Here is a 16,763-nt window from a genome sequence, read left to right as displayed (position 1 = left end):
TTCCCTGGGTCGAATGAAGTGGTGATGTGGACGGCCAAGTTACCACAACTGTCGGCGTACCCGCCAGTCGACGAAGGCAGTAGACCATGCGGGGTGCACGCTCCCGACCGGGCGGCAGAAGTACGGCGAAGGGCCGCAGCCGCTAGGCAACCGCTTGGTTGGTGCGGCTGCTGCGATCGGGGAAAGATTGGTAGGCGCGATTGGACTCGAACCAACGACCCCCACCATGTCAAGGTGGTGCTCTAACCAGCTGAGCTACGCGCCTGTGAGTTTGTTCGAGAGGCCGAAGTATAGCAGGCAGCGAGAGCGCTTTTTCCCGTCACCTCAGCGGCGTCGTGCGGAACGTACGCCGGCCACCGCGCGGACCACGCCCAGCACCTGCGTCAGTCGCCCGGCATCGGCGATCTCGATGGTGAAGGTCATCCACGCCGTTCCCTTCACGGACTGCGTCTGCACGCCGATCACGTTCATCTTCTCGCGTGCGAACACATCGGAGATGTCGCGCAACAGTCCCTGGCGATCGGTGGCCTCCACCGCCACGTCGACCGCATAGACCGAGGCACTCCCGGCGCGCGGTTCGGCCCACTCGACGTCGATCACGCGCTCGGCATCGCGCCCCGCCATCATGCGGAAGTTGCTGCAGTCGGCGCGATGGATGCTGACGCCGTGGCCGCGCGTCACGAACCCGCGGATCGGATCCGGCGGCGCCGGCTTGCAGCACTTGGCGAGCTGCGTCATCAGCGAAGAAACGCCTACCACGAGCACGCCGCCCTTGCCCGAGCTTTCGCCCGCGCGCGCCTTCTTGATGATGACGCCGTCGTCGGGTCCCGGCGCCGGTTCCGGCGGACGCAGCAGCATCTCGATGTTGCGCAGCGAAAACTCGTCCTTGCCGACCACCTCGAACAAGTGGTCCGCCGACTTGAAGCCAAGCTGCGACGCCAGGTCGTCGAGCTTGAGCGCGGTCTTGCCCTCACGCTGCAGCACCTTCTCGACCGCCTCGCGACCGCGCGCCACCGTCTCGTGCGTGATCTGCGCGTTGAACCAGGCCCGCACCTTGGCACGTGCGCGATGGCTTGCGAGGTAGCCCAGCTCCGCATTGAGCCAGTCGCGCGAAGGACCGCCCTCCTTCGCCGCGATGATCTCGACCGTCTGCCCGTTCTGCAGCGGCGTGTTCAGCGGCACCATCGCGCCGTCGACGCGCGCGCCGCGGCAGCGATGGCCCAGGCTCGTGTGCACCGTGTACGCGAAGTCGACTGCCGTCGCGCCCTGGGGCAGCTCGACGATGGCGGCATCGGGCGTCAGCACGTAGATGCGATCGTCGAACAGGCCTTGTCCCTGCGAGCCGCCCGAAAGGTCGCGCTCCCAGGCCAGCAGCTGGCGCAGCACCGCGATCTTGGCGTCGTACTCGCCGCTCGCCCAGACGCCGGCGTAGCCCTTGTGGCCCGCTTCCTTGTAAGCCCAATGCGCAGCCACGCCGTGCTCGGCGTGATCGTGCATCTCCTCGGTCCGGATCTGGATCTCGATCGGCTTGCCTGCCTGGCCGTTCACCACCTCGCGAACGACCGTGTGCAGCGACTGGTAGCCGTTCGGCTTGGGGCGCGCGATGTAGTCGTCGAACTCCTCATCCAGCGGCTGGAAGTGCGAATGCACCCATGCCAGCGCCGCATAGCAGTCCTTCACGTCGGCCACCACCACGCGCAACGCCAGGATGTCGAAGACCTGCGCGAAGTCCAGCGATTTGCCGCGCATCTTCTTGACGATGCTGTAGATGTTCTTGGGGCGCCCCTGCACCGTGGCCTTGACGCCTTCCGCGGCCAGCTCGCGCTCGAGCCGGGCGCGCAGCTGCTCCACATAGCCTTCGCGCTCCACGCGCTTCTCGTCGAGCAGTCGCGCGATGAGCTTGTAGGTCTCCGGCTCGAGGAAGCGGAAAGACAGGTCCTCGATCTCCCACTTCACCTGCCAGATGCCCAGCCGGTTCGCCAGCGGCGCGAACACCTGCAGGGATTCGCGCGCCACGCTCTCGGGCACCGGCTGCTTCGAGGCGGCCGCATAGCGCAGCGTCTGCAGCCGCGACGCGAGCCGCAACATCACCACGCGCAGATCGCGCGAGAACGCGAGCAGCATCTTGCGCACGTACTCGGTCTGCGTGCCGGCGCCGTCGCCGAGATGCGCGTTGGCCGTGACCGAGCGCGCCTGCTTCTGCACGTGCACGAGCTTGGTGGTCTCGACGGCGAGCGACGCGAAGTTGTCGCCGAAGACCTTGGCGATCACTTCCTGCGGCCGGTTCAGGTGCTGGCAGGAATAGACCAGGTAGCTGGCCGCCTGCATGGCCTCCGACCCGCCCATCGCCGCAACGATGGCGGCCACGGCGTCGGCATGCGCGAGCGTGTTCTCGCCGGTGTCCAGCGTCTCGTCGGCGATCAGGGGCTCGGCGAACGCACGCGCCCGCGCGAGCATGTTCTCCTGCACCGGGGTGCGCTCCGCGGTCGCGGCCGAGAGCGGATAGTCGACCACTGAAGCACCGGACATCGACAGGCCGGGTTGTTCGCGCTTCACTCGCTCAATCCCTCCCAGAGGGTGCGATAAACGGCAGACTCGATCATGGAACGCGGGCAGTCACGATGAAGATAATGGGCTCGTTGCATCCTAATTCATCCGGAGATTGATCATCATGCTCAAAGGCAAAACCGCGCTTGTCACGGGGTCCACCAGCGGCATCGGGCTCGGCATTGCGAAGGCACTGGCGCAACAGGGCGCCAGCATCGTGCTCAACGGTTTCGGCGACGCGGACAAGCCCAAGGCCGAGATCGAATCGCTGGGCGCCAGGGTCGTTCATCACGGTGCCGACATGAGCAAGCCGTCGGACATCGAAGACATGATGAAGTTCGCGGCCGCCAGGTTCGACCGTGTCGACATCCTGGTCAACAACGCCGGCATCCAGCACGTCGCGAAGGTCGAGGACTTTCCCGTCGATCGCTGGGACGCGGTGATCGCCATCAATCTCACGAGCGCCTTCCACACCACGCGCCTCGCGGTGCCTGCCATGCGGGAGGCCAACTGGGGCCGCATCGTCAACATCGCCTCGGCGCACGGGCTCGTGGCCTCGGCGCAGAAGTCCGCCTACGTGGCGGCCAAGCATGGCATCGTCGGGCTCACGAAGGCGGTGGCGCTCGAGACAGCCACCACCGGCATCACCTGCAATGCGATCTGCCCGGGCTGGGTGCTGACGCCGCTGGTGCAGAAGCAGATCGACGACCGCTCCGCACGCGAAGGCATCTCGGTCGCACAGGCCCAGAACGACCTGCTGGGCGAGAAGCAGCCTTCGCTGCAGTTCACCACGGTCGAGCAGTTGGGCGGCCTCGCGGTCTTTCTGTGCTCATCGGCCGCGGACCAGGTCCGCGGTGTGGCCTGGCAGGTCGACGGCGGCTGGACGGCGCAGTAATGAGAACAGCGCATCCGCGACGCGGCCGCGCTACTTGAGCTGCACCGATCCCGACACGTTGACGACCACGCTGGTCTTGCCGGCCTCGACCGGCACCGCCGCGTCGTACGACATCTTCGACGCAGCCTCCGCCGCCATCATGCGCGGGCGGATCGGCGGACCTTGGTTGGCATTGACCGACACTTCGCGGAGCGTGTAGCCGCCGAAGCCGAAGCCCTTGGCCAGCTCTGTGGCCTTCTGCTTGAAGTTGTCGATCGCGATGGTCTGCGCCTCGACCTCGACCTTGGCGCGCTGCTCGCGGCTTAGCCCGAACCCGATGCCGCCCACGGTGAGCGTGGAGATGCGGCCGGCCGTCTGCGTGATGCGCATGAAATCCTTGCCCTCCAGCACCAGCTCCGCCGTGCCCTGCCAGCCGGAGATCTTGCCGTCGCGCGTGTAGCGCGGCACCAGGCTGAAGTTGCCGGTGCGCACGTCGAGCAGCCCGGGCTGGGCGTTCTTGCGCGCCTCGGTCAGCGCTGCATCCAGTGCGGTCTTGAGCTGGGATTGCACGGTCGCCGCGTCGGCTCCATCGCGGCTGGTGCTCAGCGTCATGGACAGCAGGTCCTGCTGCGCTTCGACCGTGCCGGTCGCCGACAGTTGCAGCACGTTCTGCGGTGGGGCCCATGGCGCGCTCTGGGCCATGGCCACACCGGCACTCATCAATGCGGCCCAGGCCGCGAGCTTCTTGATTTTTTTCAAGGCGAGCACTTCCATCAAAAAGAGAAAAAGCAGCGCGCCCCGCAGGGCCGTGCTCACTGACGCTGGCTGCGCGGCGCCGTCAGCACATTGCCTTTTGGCGAAGGGCCCGGCACCAGACGCTCGGCCGGCTGCGATTCTGCCGAATGGATGAGCTCCGATCGGAGTTCCGGCACTGTGTCGGGCCGCGGCACCCACTGCTGGCGCACCTGCTGTCTCAGCTCGGCCAACTCGGCCGGCGTGAGCCTGCGGCCAGCCGCCGCCTCCTGGCGCCGCACCTCCTCGCGCTTGGCCGCCCGGTGGGCATCGACCGCATCGCGCACTTCGTTGCGCCGCTGGTCGCTCACCCGGACGAGGCCCGAAGGCTCTGCGGCGGCCGGCAGCGAGCCGCACAACGGCAGCACAAGGGAAGAGGCGAAAAAAAAGAATTTCATGGCGAGGCGTCGAGCTTCGAACGACTGTGCCATCGCTACCCATGGCTCTGGCGTCTGGAGGGCTAACGCCCGCAAGTTTTGTAACTTAGTGTCAAACCATTGTGAAAAGCGCCTCAATGGCCCGGCAACACCCTCAAAATTGGCGTTGTTACAAATTCGGCGTTGTAGAAATGAATCAAGCACCCGCGCGCACAGACAAGATCGTGATCGTCGACGATGACGCTCGCATCCGCGACCTGCTGCGCCGCTACCTGACCCAGGAAGGCTTCGAGGTCATCGTGGCGGAAGACGGCAAGGCCCTCAACCGCATCCTTTTGCGCGACACGGTCGATCTGATCGTGCTCGACCTGATGATGCCCGGCGAGGACGGCCTCTCGGTGTGTCGACGACTTCGCGCCGCCAACGACCGCACGCCCATCATCATGCTGACCGCCAAGGGCGAGGACGTCGACCGCATCGTCGGCCTCGAGGTCGGCGCCGACGACTACCTGGGCAAGCCCTTCAACCCGCGCGAGCTGCTGGCGCGCGTGCACGCCGTGCTGCGCCGCCGGCCGCCGCTGGAGGCGCCCGGAGCGCCCTCCACCGACAACGAGACGGTGAACTTCGGTCCCTTCAGCTTCGACCTGGGCTCGCGCACGCTCAAGAAGGACGGCGAAGAGCTCTCGCTCACCACCGGCGAGTTCGCGATGCTCAAGGCCCTGGTGCGGCACCCGCGCCAGCCGCTCTCGCGCGAGAAGCTGGCCCAGCTGGCGCGCGGCCGCGAGTTCGAGCCCTTCGACCGCAGCCTGGACGTGCAGATCTCGCGCCTGCGCAAGCTGGTCGAGTCCGATGCCGCGGCGCCCCGCTATATCCAGACGGTCTGGGGGGTGGGCTACGTGTTCGTGCCGGACGGCACCACTTGAGGCGCTGAGCTTTCGTGGCCGCCACTTTCGGCCCCAAGACGACAACGCCCGGCCCTTTGGGTGAAGACGGCCCCCAGGTCACCTTGCCGAGCCCGCTGGAGGGCCTCGGGCAGCCTCGGCGCAAGCCGCGCCTGCAACTCGGCCTGAGTCTCTTCTGGCGCACCTTCTTCCTGCTGGTTCTGCTGCTGGTCGGCTGCACGGTGGCTTGGCTGCAGACCTTCCGCGCCCTCGAGTACGAGCCGCGGGCCATCCAGACGGCGCACCAGATCGCCTCGCTGGTCAACCTCACGCGTGCGGCGCTGGTCTATTCCGACGCCATCACCCGCGTTTCGCTGATCAAGACCCTGGCCGACCAGGAAGGCGTGCGCATCCTGCCGCGCGAGCCCCACGACCGTTTTCTGCCCTACACCACCGGCGCCCTCGATGCGCGCGTGACCGAAGAGCTGATCGACCGCCTCGGCGAAGGCACCACCGTGGCCAGCCGCGTCAACGACGAGCCCGGCCTCTGGATCGGTTTCACGATCGAGAGCGATGCCTACTGGCTCCTGCTCGACCCCACGCGCTTCACGCGCTTCGGCGGCCGCACCTGGCTGATCTGGCTGGCGACCACCATGGCCCTCTCGCTGGCCGGCGCGGCGCTGATCACGCGCCTGATCAATCTGCCGCTCAAGCAGCTCTCGCGCGCCACCATGCAGGTACGCGAAGGCGAGTACGAGGCGCACCGCCTGGACGAGCGCGCCCGCACCAACGAGATCCGCGCGGTCAATGTCGGCTTCAACCGCATGGCCGACCAGCTCGCCAAGATCGAGCAGGACCGCGCCGTGATGCTGGCCGGCATCTCGCACGACCTGCGCACGCCGCTGGCGCGCCTGCGCCTGGAAACCGAGATGAGCGTGACCGACGAAGACGCGCGCGAGCACATGGCGGCCGACATCGCGCAGCTCGACGCCATCATCGACAAGTTCCTCGACTATGCGCGCCCGGACCACGTGGACTTCAAGCCCGTGCTCCTGCGCGACGTGATCGACGCCTGCACCTACGCCGTGCAGGACCACGAGGACATCAAGATCACGGTCGACGTGCCCGCCGACCTGCGCGTGATGGCCGACGAAGTCGAACTGCAGCGCGTGATCTCCAACCTCGTCGAGAACGCGCGGCGCTACGGCAAGACGCCCTCCACCGGCGTGGCCGACATCACGATCCAGGCGCAGGCCCATAACGACGCCGTGCTGATCAAGGTGCGCGACCACGGCGCCGGCGTGGCGCCCGCCCTGCTTTCGCAACTGAGCAAGCCTTTCTTCCGCGGCGACGTGGCGCGCACCTCGGCGGCCGGCGCGGGCCTGGGCCTGTCGATCGTGACCAAGAACATCGAGCGCATGGGCGGCACCTTCGCACTCACCAGCACCCCGGGCCGCGGGCTCGCGGCACATATCCGCATGCCGCGTGCGGCTTCGGTCAAGCCCGACGCCGCGCCGACGAGCAAAGCCCTGCCGGCGAGCAAATGAGCGCCGTCATCGGTACAGCAGCGCGACCGCGCGCGCTTCCATCGCGCGACCCTCGCCCACGGGGCCGAGCTTCTCGGCCGTCTTGGCCTTGACGTTCACCTGATCCGGCGCCAGCGCCAGCGCGGCCGCGATGCGCGCGCACATCGCGGGAATGTGCGGCGCCAGCCTGGGCGCCTGAGCGATCACGGTGCTGTCGATGTTGCCGATCTGCCAGCCCGCCGCGCGCACTCGCCGTGCCGCCTCGGTCAGCAGCACGGCCGAATCTGCACCGCGGAACTGCGCGTCGGTGTCGGGGAAGTGGCGGCCGATGTCGCCCAGCCCGGCCGCGCCCAGCAGGGCATCGGTGATGGCATGCAGCAGCACGTCGGCATCGGAATGACCGAGCAGGCCCGTGCCGTGCGGGACCTCGACGCCGCCCAGGATCAGCTTGCGGCCCGCGACCAGTTGGTGAACATCCCAACCCTCGCCGACGCGAATGTCGAATGCGGTCATGTCGATGCGCCGCGCCGGCTCTGCAAGAGCGCCTCGGCCAGCGCGAAGTCCTCCGGATAGGTGAGCTTGAAATTCTGCGCGCTCCCCGGCACCAGCAGGGGCGCGAGGCCGAGGCCTTCGATCGCGCTGGCTTCGTCGGTGACCGCGTCCCCGGCGCGCTCCAGTGCATCGAGCAGCATGCCGATGCGGAACATCTGCGGGGTCTGGGCCAGCCATTTGTCGGCACGGGTCAGCGTGCCCGCCACCCGTCCCTCGGGCGAGGCGACCTTCAGGGTGTCCGGCAGACGATGGGCCAGCAGGCCGCCGACCGCGTCGTGCTCGCACGCCGCGATCAGGGCCTCGATCTGCGTCGGCGTTACCAGGCAGCGCGCCGCGTCGTGCACCAGCACCCAGTCGTGCGGGCCGGCGCCGGCCGCTTGCTTGAGCGCCACCAGCCCGTTGCGCACGGTGGCCGCACGCGTCGCGCCGCCGACCTGCAGCAGGTGTTCGCCCTCGGCAGGAAAGCGCGGCAGGGCCGCCGCCACCTCGCGATCCTGTGGCGAGACCACCAGCGCAATGCCGGCGAAGCGGCTCGCCAGGGCGCGAAAGGCCTCCAGCGTGTGGCGCACCATCGGCCGGCCGGCCAGGCGCTGGTACTGCTTCGGGCCCGGGCCGCCGGCGCGGCTGCCGGAGCCCGCGCATGGAATCAGGACGAAAAGACGGGAAGGGGTCATGGAGTCCGGCTGCAGCCAACGGCGAAAAGGGCAGCCATTCTAGAGTTGCAGGGGCCACTAAAATCGGGCCTCACACCCCGCGCCGGCCGGCGCGGGGTGTTCTGCATTTCCCGGGCATCACATGGACCTCCCCCTTCTCACTGCAGGCAAGCGCTTCACCCTGCCGCGCCCTCCTCTTTCGGCCGATGCGCTGCTGCTGGCGCAGCTGGCCGAACGCGAGAAATCGGCCGGCCGCGCCAGCGCCGTCTTCACCGCCGACGCCAACGACGCGCGGCGGCTGATCGACGAGCTCGCCTTCTTCGCACCCGAGCTGCGCTGCGCCCTCTTCCCCGACTGGGAGACGCTGCCCTACGACAGCTTCTCGCCGCACCAGGACCTGATCAGCGAGCGCCTCGCCACGCTGTGGCGCATCAGCCAGAAAGAGGCCGACGTGGTGCTGGTGCCCGCCACCACGGCGCTCTACCGGCTGGCGCCGCCGGCCTTCCTGGCGGGCTACACCTTCCACTTCAAGACCAGGCAGAAGCTGCAGGAGTCCAAGCTCAAGGCCCAGCTCACGCTGGCGGGCTACAGCCACGTGACCCAGGTCGTGAGCCCCGGCGAGTACGCCGTGCGCGGCGGGCTGATCGACCTGTTCCCGATGGGCTCGGAGGTGCCCTTCCGCGTCGACCTGTTCGACGACGAGATCGACTCGATCCGCACCTTCGACCCCGACACCCAGCGCAGCCTCTACCCCGTGCCCGAGGTACGCCTGCTGCCCGGGCGCGAGTTCCCGATGGACGACGAGGCCCGCGCGCGCTTCCGCAGCCGCTGGCGCGAGCTGCTGGAGGGCGATCCCACGCGCAGCCGGCTCTACAAGGACATGGGCAACGGCGTCGCGACCGCGGGCATCGAGTACTACCTGCCGCTCTTCTTCGAGGAAACGGCCACCGTCTTCGACTACCTCGGGGCGGACACGACGGTGGTGCTGCATGGCGATCTCGAACCGGCTTTCCAGCATTTCTGGCAGGACACCGGCGAGCGCTTTCGGCTGGTGCGGGGCGATCCGGAGCGCCCGGCGCTGCCGCCGGAGGCACTGTTCCTGAACGCGGAGCAGTTCTATCAGCGGGCAAAGCCGCATGCCCAGCTGGCGATCCGAGGCGGGGACGAGGGCAGCCCCTACGCCGAATTCCAGCCGCTGCCTCCCTTCGCCGTGGTTCGCGGCGCGGACGATCCGCTGGTCAGGCTCAAGGCCCACATTGCCGGCACCCCGCACCGCGTCCTCTTCCTCGCCGAAAGCGACGGCCGCCGCGAGAGCCTGCTCGACTTCCTGCGCGCGAGCGGCGTGAATCCGCCCGCCTTCGACTCGCTGGCCGAGTTCGAGGCTTCGTCCGACGAGAAGACCGGCATCGCCACCGCCGCGCTCGTGGCCGGCTTCGCCTGGACCGAACAGGGCATCGATTTCATCACCGAGACCGAGCTCTTCGCGACCGCGCCCTCGGCCCGCCGGCGCAACCGCAAGCAGGAGCAGGTGAGCGACGTCGAGGCGCTGATCAAGGACCTGAGCGAACTCGCCGTCGGCGACCCGGTGGTCCATTCCGCGCACGGCATCGGGCGCTACCGCGGCCTGGTCCACATGGACCTGGGCCAGGGCACCGGCGCCGACGGCAAGCCGATGCTGCAGGAGATGCTGCACCTCGAATACGCCGACAAGGCCACGCTCTACGTGCCGGTCGCGCAGCTGCACCTGATCAGCCGCTACACCGGCGTCAGCGCCGACGAGGCGCCGCTGCACAAGCTCGGCTCGGGCCAGTGGGAGAAGGCCAAGCGCAAGGCCGCCGAGCAGGTGCGCGACTCGGCCGCCGAGCTGCTCAACATCTATGCCCGGCGTGCCGCCCGCGAGGGCCATGCCTTCCGCTTCTCGGCGGCCGACTACGAGGTCTTCTCCAACGACTTCGGCTTCGACGAGACCGCCGACCAGAAAGCCGCGATCCACGCCGTCATCCAGGACATGATCTCGCCGCAGCCGATGGACCGCCTGGTCTGCGGCGACGTCGGCTTCGGCAAGACCGAAGTCGCCCTGCGCGCCGCTTTCGTTGCGGTGACCGGCGGCAAGCAGGTGGCCTTCCTCGCGCCTACCACGCTGCTCGCCGAGCAGCACTACCAGACGCTGGTGGACCGCTTCGCCAAGTGGCCTATCAAGGTTGCGGAGATGAGCCGCTTCCGCTCCACCAAGGAGATCAATGCCGCGGCCAAGGGCCTGGCCGATGGCAGCGTGGACATCGTGGTCGGCACGCACAAGCTGCTTTCCAGCAGCGTGAAGTTCAAGAACCTCGGCCTGCTCATCATCGACGAGGAGCACCGCTTCGGCGTGCGCCACAAGGAAGCGATGAAGGCCCTGCGCGCCGAGGTGGACGTGCTCACGCTCACCGCCACGCCGATCCCGCGCACGCTGGGCATGGCGCTGGAAGGCCTGCGCGACCTCAGCGTGATCGCCACCGCGCCGCAGCGCCGCCTGGCAATCAAGACCTTCGTTCGCAACGAAGGCACCGGCGTGATCCGCGAGGCCGTGCTGCGCGAGCTCAAGCGCGGCGGGCAGGTCTACTTCCTGCACAACGAGGTCGAGACCATCGAGAACCGGCGCCAGAAGCTGGAGCAGATCCTGCCGGAGGCGCGCATCGCGGTCGCCCACGGCCAGATGCCCGAGCGCGAGCTGGAGCGCGTGATGCGCGACTTCGTCGCCCAGCGCTACAACCTCCTCCTGTGCTCGACCATCATCGAGACCGGCATCGACGTGCCGAGCGCCAACACCATCGTGATGAGCCGCGCCGACAAGTTCGGCCTGGCGCAGCTGCACCAGCTGCGCGGCCGTGTCGGGCGCAGCCACCACCAGGCCTATGCCTACCTGATGGTGCCGGACATCGAGGGCCTGACCAAGCAGGCCGCGCAGCGCCTCGACGCCATCCAGCAGATGGAGGAGCTCGGCTCCGGCTTCTACCTCGCGATGCACGATCTGGAGATCCGCGGCGCCGGCGAGGTGCTGGGCGAAAGCCAGAGCGGCAACATGATGGAGATCGGCTTCCAGCTCTACAACGAGATGCTGGCCGAAGCCGTGCGCTCGCTCAAGGCCGGCCAGGAGCCCGACCTGCTGGCCCCGCTGTCGGTCACCACCGAGATCAACCTGCACGCCCCCGCCCTGCTGCCCGAGGACTACTGCGGCGACGTGCACCTGCGCCTGTCCTTCTACAAGAAGCTCGCGACCGCGAAGACCTCCGACCAGATCGACACCCTGCTCGAAGAGATCGTCGACCGCTTCGGCAAGCTGCCGCCGCAGGCGCAGACGCTGATCGACGTGCACCGTCTGCGCGTGCTGGCGCGTCCTTACGGCGTGATCAAGGTCGATGCCGCGCCGGGGGCGATCCACATCAGCTTCAAGAAGGACCCGCCCGTGGATTCGATGGCCATCATCCAGCTGATCCAGAAGAACAGGCACATCAAGCTGGCCGGCAACGAGAAGCTGCGCATCGAACGCGAGCTCAAGGAGCCGAAGGAGCGGGCGCAGATGGTGCGCGATGTGCTCAGGAGCCTCGGGCAGCCGAAGGTTGCCGAGCCGAGCGCCACGGCATGAGTGCCGTCCTTCTCCTTCTATAGTTCGCGAAAATGTTCCATGTCGCCAACCGGTACGACTGAATGAAAGCAGCCCGAGAGATTTCGCCCGGCCTCGCCATCCAGCGCTTCACCCCGCCCCTGAAGCTCGCCGACTTCAAGCTGATCGCCTTCGACATGGACTCGACGCTGATCAACATCGAGTGCATCGACGAGATCGCCGACGCGGTCGGCAAGAAGGCCGAGGTCGCCGCCATCACCGAGGCGACGATGCGCGGCGAGATCAAGGATTTCAAGGAAAGCCTGCGGCGCCGCGTCGCCCTGCTGCAGGGCGTGCCGGTCTCGGCACTGCAGGAGGTCTACGACCAGCGCCTGCGCCTCAACCCCGGCGCCGAGGCGCTGGTGGCGGCCTGCAAGGCGGCGGGGCTCAAGGTGCTGCTGGTCTCCGGCGGCTTCACCTTCTTCGCCACCCGCGTGAAGGACCGGCTCGGCATCGACTTCGCGCGCTCCAACCTGCTCGACGAAGCCGACGGCAAGCTCACCGGCCGCGTGGCCCTGCAGTCCTGGGGCGACATCTGTGACGGCGCGGAGAAGCGCCGCACCCTGCTCGAAGTCGCCTCCCTGATCGGCATCTCCCCCGCCGAATGCATCGCGGTGGGCGACGGCGCCAACGACCTGCCGATGATGGGCGAGGCCGGCCTCTCGGTGGCCTACCACGCCAAGCCCAAGGTGCGCGAAGAGGCCATGGTGGCGATCAACGACGGCGGCCTCGACCGGCTGCTGGAAGTCCTGCGCTGAGGCATCGGGCGAAACCGGTTTCCTCCTAAGGCAAAAGGGGTCGGCGCGGTCCTAGGGTTATCTTCAGTTTCGCGGGCGGCGCCCGGGATGCTTGAATGCCCGGGCAACAACGAAGGAGACGAAATGAAGCGCCGTCAGTCTCTGGCCGCACTGGGTGCAGCCGCCATCGCCATGGTCCTTCCGGGGCTTGCCTATGCAGCCTACCCCGAGCGCCCCATCACCCTGATCGTCCCCTGGGGCGCCGGCGGCGGCACCGATGCCGTGGCCCGCATCATCGCGGCCGAGCTCGAGAAGGAGCTCAAGCAGCCGATCAACGTGGTGAACCGTACCGGCGGCAGCGGCGTGGTCGGGCACCAGGCCATCGCCTCCGCCGCGCCCGACGGCTACACGCTCGGCCTCATCACGGTCGAGATCGGCATGATGCGCCACGCCGGCCTGACGCAACTCTCGGGTGCCGACTACACGCCGCTGGCGCTGATGAACTTCGACGCCAACGCGATCTTCGTGCGCGAGGATTCGCCGATCAAAAACGCCAAGGAACTGCTCGACGCCGCCAGGGCCAACCCGGGCAAGCTGAAGGCCAGCGGCACCGGCCAGGGCGGCATCTGGCACCTGGGGCTCGCGCAATGGCTGGTCGACAACAAGCTGCCCGGCAATGCGATCGCCTGGGTGCCGAGCCAGGGCGCCGCGCCGGGGCTGCAGGACCTGATGGCCGGCGGCGTGGACGTGGTGTCCTGCTCCCTGCCCGAAGCGCGTTCGCTGATCGACGCCGGCAAGGTGCGCCCGCTGCTGTTGCTGGGCGCCAAGCCAGACCGCATCTTTCCGAAGGTGCCGCTCTACACCGACGCCACGGGCAAGACATGGAATGCCGGCGCCTGGCGCGGCGTCGCGGCGCCCAAAGGCTTGCCGAAGGAACAGGCCGACCTGCTCGCCGCCACGCTCAAGAAGATTTTCGATGGCAAGGCCTACCAGGACTTCCTGGCCTCGCGCGGTTTCGGCGCGATCTATGCCGACCGCGAGGAGTTCGGCAAGTTCATGGCCGAGAAGGACGCCGGCTTTGCCGTGGCGATGAAAGCGGTGGGCATCGCGAAGTAGCCGATGCGCATTCACGACAGCCTGATCGGCGCCGTCCTGCTGCTGCTTTCGATCGCGGTGCTCTGGCACATCCAGAGCTTCCCGCCGGCGGCCGGCCAGAACTTCGGGCCTGCGCTGTTTCCGGGGCTCGCCGCGGCGGGCCTCGCGCTGTGCTCGCTGGCGCTGATGTGGCAGGGCCTGCGCAGCGGCCAGCCCCTGCTCGTGCTCGGCGAGGGCCTGCGTTCCCCGCGGCGCCTCGCTGCCTTCACGATCGTCATTGCCAGCATGGCGTTCTACATCCTGATGGCCGACCGGCTCGGCTTCGTGCTGTGCAGCCTGCTGGTGCTGACGCTGCTGCAATGGGCCTGTGGGGTGCGCCTGCCGATCGCGCTGGCGGTGGCCGTGGCGGCCACGCTGGTCATCCATACCTGCTTCTACAAGCTGCTCAAGGTGCCGCTGCCCTGGGGCGTGCTGCAGCGCTTCGCGTGGTGAGGGCACGCTGATGGATTCCGTCCTCCTCGCCCTGCAGACCGTCGCCACGCCGACCGTGATGGTCGTGATGCTGCTGTCGGGCCTGTTCGGCATGTTCGTCGGTGCCATCCCCGGCCTCACCGCCACCATGGCGACCGCGCTGCTGGTGCCCATCACCTTCTTCCTGCCGCCGGTGCCGGCGGTCGCGTCCATCGTGACCGCCACCGCGATGGCGATCTTCGCGGGCGATATTCCGGGCGCCCTGCTGCGGATCCCGGGCACGCCGGCCTCCGCGGCCTACACCGACGAGTCCTATGCGATGACGCGCAACGGCCAGGGCGAGATGGCGCTGGGCATCGGCCTGGTGTTCTCCTGCATCGGCGGGCTGTTCGGCACGGCCGTGCTGATCCTGGCCGCGCCCGCGCTGGCCGAGGTGGCGATCAAGTTCAGCTCCTTCGAATACTTCTGGCTGGTGCTGCTGGGCCTGACCTGCGCGGTCTTCATCACCAGCGACACGCCGCTCAAGGGGCTGATCACGCTGTTCCTCGGCCTGCTGATGGGCTGCGTCGGCCTGGACAATCCGGCAGGCCATCCGCGCTTCACCTTCGGCAATGCGGATCTCCTGGGCGGGCTGACCCTGATCCCCGCGATGATCGGCATGTTCGCAATCTCCGAGATCCTGCGCTTCACGATCACGGCCGAGGAGCTCACGCGCTTCAAGAAGCAGATCGGCTCGGTCTTCGACGGCATGGGCGCCATGATGCGCAAGTACCCCCTGCAGACCCTGCGCGGCAGCGCGCTGGGCACCGCGGTCGGCATCCTGCCCGGCGCGGGCGCCGACATCGCGGCCTGGATGTCCTACGCGATGAGCAAGAAGCTCTCGAAGGAGCCGCAGAAGTTCGGCACCGGCCATCCCGAAGGCCTGGTCGAGGCGGGTGCCGCCAACAACAGCGCGCTCGCCGGCGCCTGGGTGCCGGCGCTGGTGTTCGGCATCCCGGGCGACTCCATCACGGCCATCGTGATCGGCGTGCTCTACATGAAGAACATGAACCCGGGGCCGATGATCTTCATGAACAACCCGCACAACGTCTATGCGGTGTTCATCGTCTTCATCCTCGCCAACCTGCTGATGCTGCCGCTCGGGTGGGCCTGCATCAAGGCCTCGGCACGCATCCTGCGCATGCCGCGCAACGTGCTGATGCCGATCATCCTGGTCTTCTGCCTGGTGGGCGCCTTCGCCATCAACAACGCGCTGTTCGACCTCTGGGTGCTGCTCGGCTTCGGCGTCGCGGCCTGGCTGCTGGAGGAGAACGGATTTCCGGTCGCGCCGGCCATCCTCGGCATGCTGCTGGGCAAGATGCTGGAGGAGAACTTCATCACCTCGATGATCAAGTCCGACGGCAGCTGGCTGGCCTTCGTCGAGCGGCCCATCGCCGCCGGACTGGCGGTGGCCACGCTGCTGGTCTGGTTCGGATCGGCTGCCATGGCCTGGCGGCGCCGGCATCGACACCTGGAGCCAATCCTGCCGCAGCACACTGAAAACGCATGAACGACTCCCCAGCTCCTCGCTACGACGCCGACGCCCTCACCCGCTACGCGGCGCAACTCCTGCAGCGCGCAGGCCTGGCCGAGCCCATGGCCCGCACCGTGGCCGACACGCTGGTGCAGGGCGACCTGCTGGGCCACGACACGCATGGCCTCGCGCTCCTGCCCGGCTACGTGAAGGAACTGGAATCCGGCCGCATGCGTCGCGAGGGCGCGCCGATCGTGGTCTCCGACCGCCCCGCGGCCGTGCTGTGGGACGGTCAGCGCCTGCCGGGGCCCTGGCTGGTGCACCAGGCCCTGGACCTGCTGCTGCCGCGGGCGCGCGAGCTCGGCACCGCGTCGCTGGTGATCCGCCGCAGCCACCACATCGCCTGCCTCGCGGCCTACCTGCTGCGCGCGCTGGACGAAGACATGCTGCTGTTGCTGGCCTGCTCCGATCCCAACACGGCCAGCGTTGCGCCCTTCGGCGGCACGCAGGCGGTGTTCACGCCCAATCCGCTGGCGCTGGGTTTTCCGCTCGGCCATGGCGGGGCGATGGTCGACATCTCGGCCTCCATCACCACCAATGGCATGAGCAACCGCAAGCACCAGGCCGGCGAGACCTTCGCGCACGAGGTGCTCATCGACGCAAAGGGCCGGCCGTCGAAAGATCCGGCCGTGCTCTTCGAGCAGCCGCCCGGCACGCTGCTGCCGGTGGGCGGCGCGACCCACGGCCACAAAGGCTACGGCCTGGCGTTGCTGGTGGAATCGCTGACCGCCGGGCTGGCCGGCCATGGCCGGGCCGATCCGCCCGAGGGCTGGGGCGCCACGGTCTACCTCACGCTGCACGACCTGGATGCCTTCGGCGGCAAGGCGGCCTTCTTGCGCCAGATGGACCATGTGGCGGCGCAGTGTCGCGCCAACGTACCCGTCGATGCGGCACACCCGGTGCGGCTGCCGGGCGAGCGCGGCTTGCACCGGCGCGCCGAGCAGCTCGCGGCCGGCGTGCGCCTGGCGCCTTCGATCGCGCCTTCACTCCAGGCGGCCGAACAGCGCTACGGCCTGACGCTGGCCGACGCGCTGCGCTGAGC

General features: G+C 68.2%; 14 protein-coding genes and 1 tRNA gene. 9 read left to right on the top strand and 6 right to left on the bottom strand.

Features of this window, described 5'->3' with window-relative positions; all coding sequences use genetic code 11:
- Positions 1–188: 188 nt before the first annotated feature.
- A tRNA-Val gene (locus tag J2739_RS06035) sits at positions 189–265 on the bottom strand.
- Positions 266–324: 59 nt separating this feature from the next.
- On the bottom strand, positions 325–2,529 hold the full coding sequence (locus tag J2739_RS06030) for a RelA/SpoT family protein (protein WP_309899965.1): 2,205 nt from the start codon (positions 2,527–2,529) through the stop codon (positions 325–327).
- 142 nt (positions 2,530–2,671) lie between these two features.
- On the opposite strand from J2739_RS06030, the gene J2739_RS06025 reads away from it, so the two are divergent.
- Positions 2,672–3,442, top strand: coding sequence for a 3-hydroxybutyrate dehydrogenase (locus J2739_RS06025; RefSeq protein ID WP_309899537.1), 771 nt, complete (start codon positions 2,672–2,674; stop codon positions 3,440–3,442).
- Positions 3,443–3,472: 30 nt separating this feature from the next.
- Here J2739_RS06025 and J2739_RS06020 read toward each other — a convergent pair whose 3' ends face one another.
- Positions 3,473–4,180: an SIMPL domain-containing protein gene (locus J2739_RS06020; RefSeq protein WP_309899535.1), complete on the bottom strand. Its 708-nt coding sequence runs from the start codon at positions 4,178–4,180 to the stop codon at positions 3,473–3,475.
- Between the two features lie 53 nt (positions 4,181–4,233).
- Positions 4,234–4,611: a hypothetical protein gene (locus J2739_RS06015; RefSeq protein ID WP_309899533.1), complete on the bottom strand. Its 378-nt coding sequence runs from the start codon at positions 4,609–4,611 to the stop codon at positions 4,234–4,236.
- A gap of 170 nt (positions 4,612–4,781) precedes the next feature.
- Between J2739_RS06015 and ompR the strand changes: the two genes are divergently transcribed.
- Positions 4,782–5,513 (top strand): osmolarity response regulator transcription factor OmpR, encoded by a 732-nt coding sequence (gene ompR / locus J2739_RS06010; RefSeq protein WP_028250078.1) that lies wholly within the window; start codon positions 4,782–4,784, stop codon positions 5,511–5,513.
- Between the two features lie 83 nt (positions 5,514–5,596).
- Positions 5,597–7,018 carry a sensor histidine kinase gene (locus J2739_RS06005; protein WP_309899963.1) on the top strand — a complete coding sequence of 474 codons (1,422 nt, stop codon included), beginning with the start codon at positions 5,597–5,599 and terminating at the stop codon, positions 7,016–7,018.
- 6 nt (positions 7,019–7,024) lie between these two features.
- Here the strand turns inward: J2739_RS06005 and ispF are convergent, their stop codons facing one another.
- Positions 7,025–7,510: a 2-C-methyl-D-erythritol 2,4-cyclodiphosphate synthase gene (gene ispF / locus J2739_RS06000; RefSeq protein WP_309899531.1), complete on the bottom strand. Its 486-nt coding sequence runs from the start codon at positions 7,508–7,510 to the stop codon at positions 7,025–7,027.
- Entirely contained in the window at positions 7,507–8,223 is a 717-nt protein-coding gene (ispD, locus tag J2739_RS05995; protein ID WP_309899530.1) for a 2-C-methyl-D-erythritol 4-phosphate cytidylyltransferase, read from the bottom strand. Before ispD ends, ispF begins: the two co-directional genes overlap by 4 nt.
- A 121-nt stretch (positions 8,224–8,344) precedes the next feature.
- Here ispD and mfd point away from each other — a divergent pair, with 121 nt between their 5' ends.
- The 6 genes from mfd to J2739_RS05965 all read left to right on the top strand — a co-directional run bounded on the left by mfd (position 8,345) and on the right by J2739_RS05965 (position 16,761).
- Positions 8,345–11,827: a transcription-repair coupling factor gene (gene mfd, locus J2739_RS05990; RefSeq protein WP_309899527.1), complete on the top strand. Its 3,483-nt coding sequence runs from the start codon at positions 8,345–8,347 to the stop codon at positions 11,825–11,827.
- A gap of 62 nt (positions 11,828–11,889) precedes the next feature.
- Positions 11,890–12,603, top strand: a complete 714-nt coding sequence (gene serB, locus J2739_RS05985; protein WP_309899525.1) for a phosphoserine phosphatase SerB — start codon at positions 11,890–11,892, stop codon at positions 12,601–12,603.
- A gap of 123 nt (positions 12,604–12,726) precedes the next feature.
- Positions 12,727–13,698, top strand: a complete 972-nt coding sequence (locus tag J2739_RS05980) for a tripartite tricarboxylate transporter substrate binding protein (RefSeq protein ID WP_309899523.1) — start codon at positions 12,727–12,729, stop codon at positions 13,696–13,698.
- A gap of 3 nt (positions 13,699–13,701) precedes the next feature.
- The gene (locus J2739_RS05975) at positions 13,702–14,169 is read left to right on the top strand and encodes a tripartite tricarboxylate transporter TctB family protein (protein ID WP_309899522.1); all 468 of its coding nucleotides are present in this window, start codon (positions 13,702–13,704) and stop codon (positions 14,167–14,169) included.
- Positions 14,170–14,176: 7 nt separating this feature from the next.
- Complete coding sequence (locus J2739_RS05970) at positions 14,177–15,697, top strand: tripartite tricarboxylate transporter permease (RefSeq protein ID WP_405053841.1); 1,521 nt, start codon at positions 14,177–14,179, stop codon at positions 15,695–15,697.
- On the top strand, positions 15,694–16,761 hold the full coding sequence (locus tag J2739_RS05965; RefSeq protein WP_309899517.1) for an Ldh family oxidoreductase: 1,068 nt from the start codon (positions 15,694–15,696) through the stop codon (positions 16,759–16,761). The genes J2739_RS05970 and J2739_RS05965 overlap by 4 nt, the downstream gene beginning before the upstream one ends.
- Positions 16,762–16,763 lie beyond the last annotated feature (2 nt).

Origin of the sequence: Variovorax soli, from assembly GCF_031454625.1 — a bacterium.
GTDB lineage: Bacteria > Pseudomonadota > Gammaproteobacteria > Burkholderiales > Burkholderiaceae_C > Variovorax > Variovorax soli_A.
This window is presented reverse-complemented; position numbering and strand designations above follow the sequence as displayed.

What these genes read in the sequence shown, in the direction of transcription:
- J2739_RS06030 (WP_309899965.1), bottom strand. Translation starts at nt 2,529, where the DNA reads ATGTCCGGTGCTTCAGTGGTCGACTATCCGCTCTCGGCCGCGACCGCG.
- J2739_RS06025 (WP_309899537.1), top strand. Translation starts at nt 2,672, where the DNA reads ATGCTCAAAGGCAAAACCGCGCTTGTCACGGGGTCCACCAGCGGCATC.
- J2739_RS06015 (WP_309899533.1), bottom strand. Translation starts at nt 4,611, where the DNA reads ATGAAATTCTTTTTTTTCGCCTCTTCCCTTGTGCTGCCGTTGTGCGGC.
- ompR (WP_028250078.1), top strand. Translation starts at nt 4,782, where the DNA reads ATGAATCAAGCACCCGCGCGCACAGACAAGATCGTGATCGTCGACGAT.
- ispF (WP_309899531.1), bottom strand. Translation starts at nt 7,510, where the DNA reads ATGACCGCATTCGACATTCGCGTCGGCGAGGGTTGGGATGTTCACCAA.
- ispD (WP_309899530.1), bottom strand. Translation starts at nt 8,223, where the DNA reads ATGACCCCTTCCCGTCTTTTCGTCCTGATTCCATGCGCGGGCTCCGGC.
- mfd (WP_309899527.1), top strand. Translation starts at nt 8,345, where the DNA reads ATGGACCTCCCCCTTCTCACTGCAGGCAAGCGCTTCACCCTGCCGCGC.
- serB (WP_309899525.1), top strand. Translation starts at nt 11,890, where the DNA reads ATGAAAGCAGCCCGAGAGATTTCGCCCGGCCTCGCCATCCAGCGCTTC.
- J2739_RS05980 (WP_309899523.1), top strand. Translation starts at nt 12,727, where the DNA reads ATGAAGCGCCGTCAGTCTCTGGCCGCACTGGGTGCAGCCGCCATCGCC.
- J2739_RS05975 (WP_309899522.1), top strand. Translation starts at nt 13,702, where the DNA reads ATGCGCATTCACGACAGCCTGATCGGCGCCGTCCTGCTGCTGCTTTCG.
- J2739_RS05965 (WP_309899517.1), top strand. Translation starts at nt 15,694, where the DNA reads ATGAACGACTCCCCAGCTCCTCGCTACGACGCCGACGCCCTCACCCGC.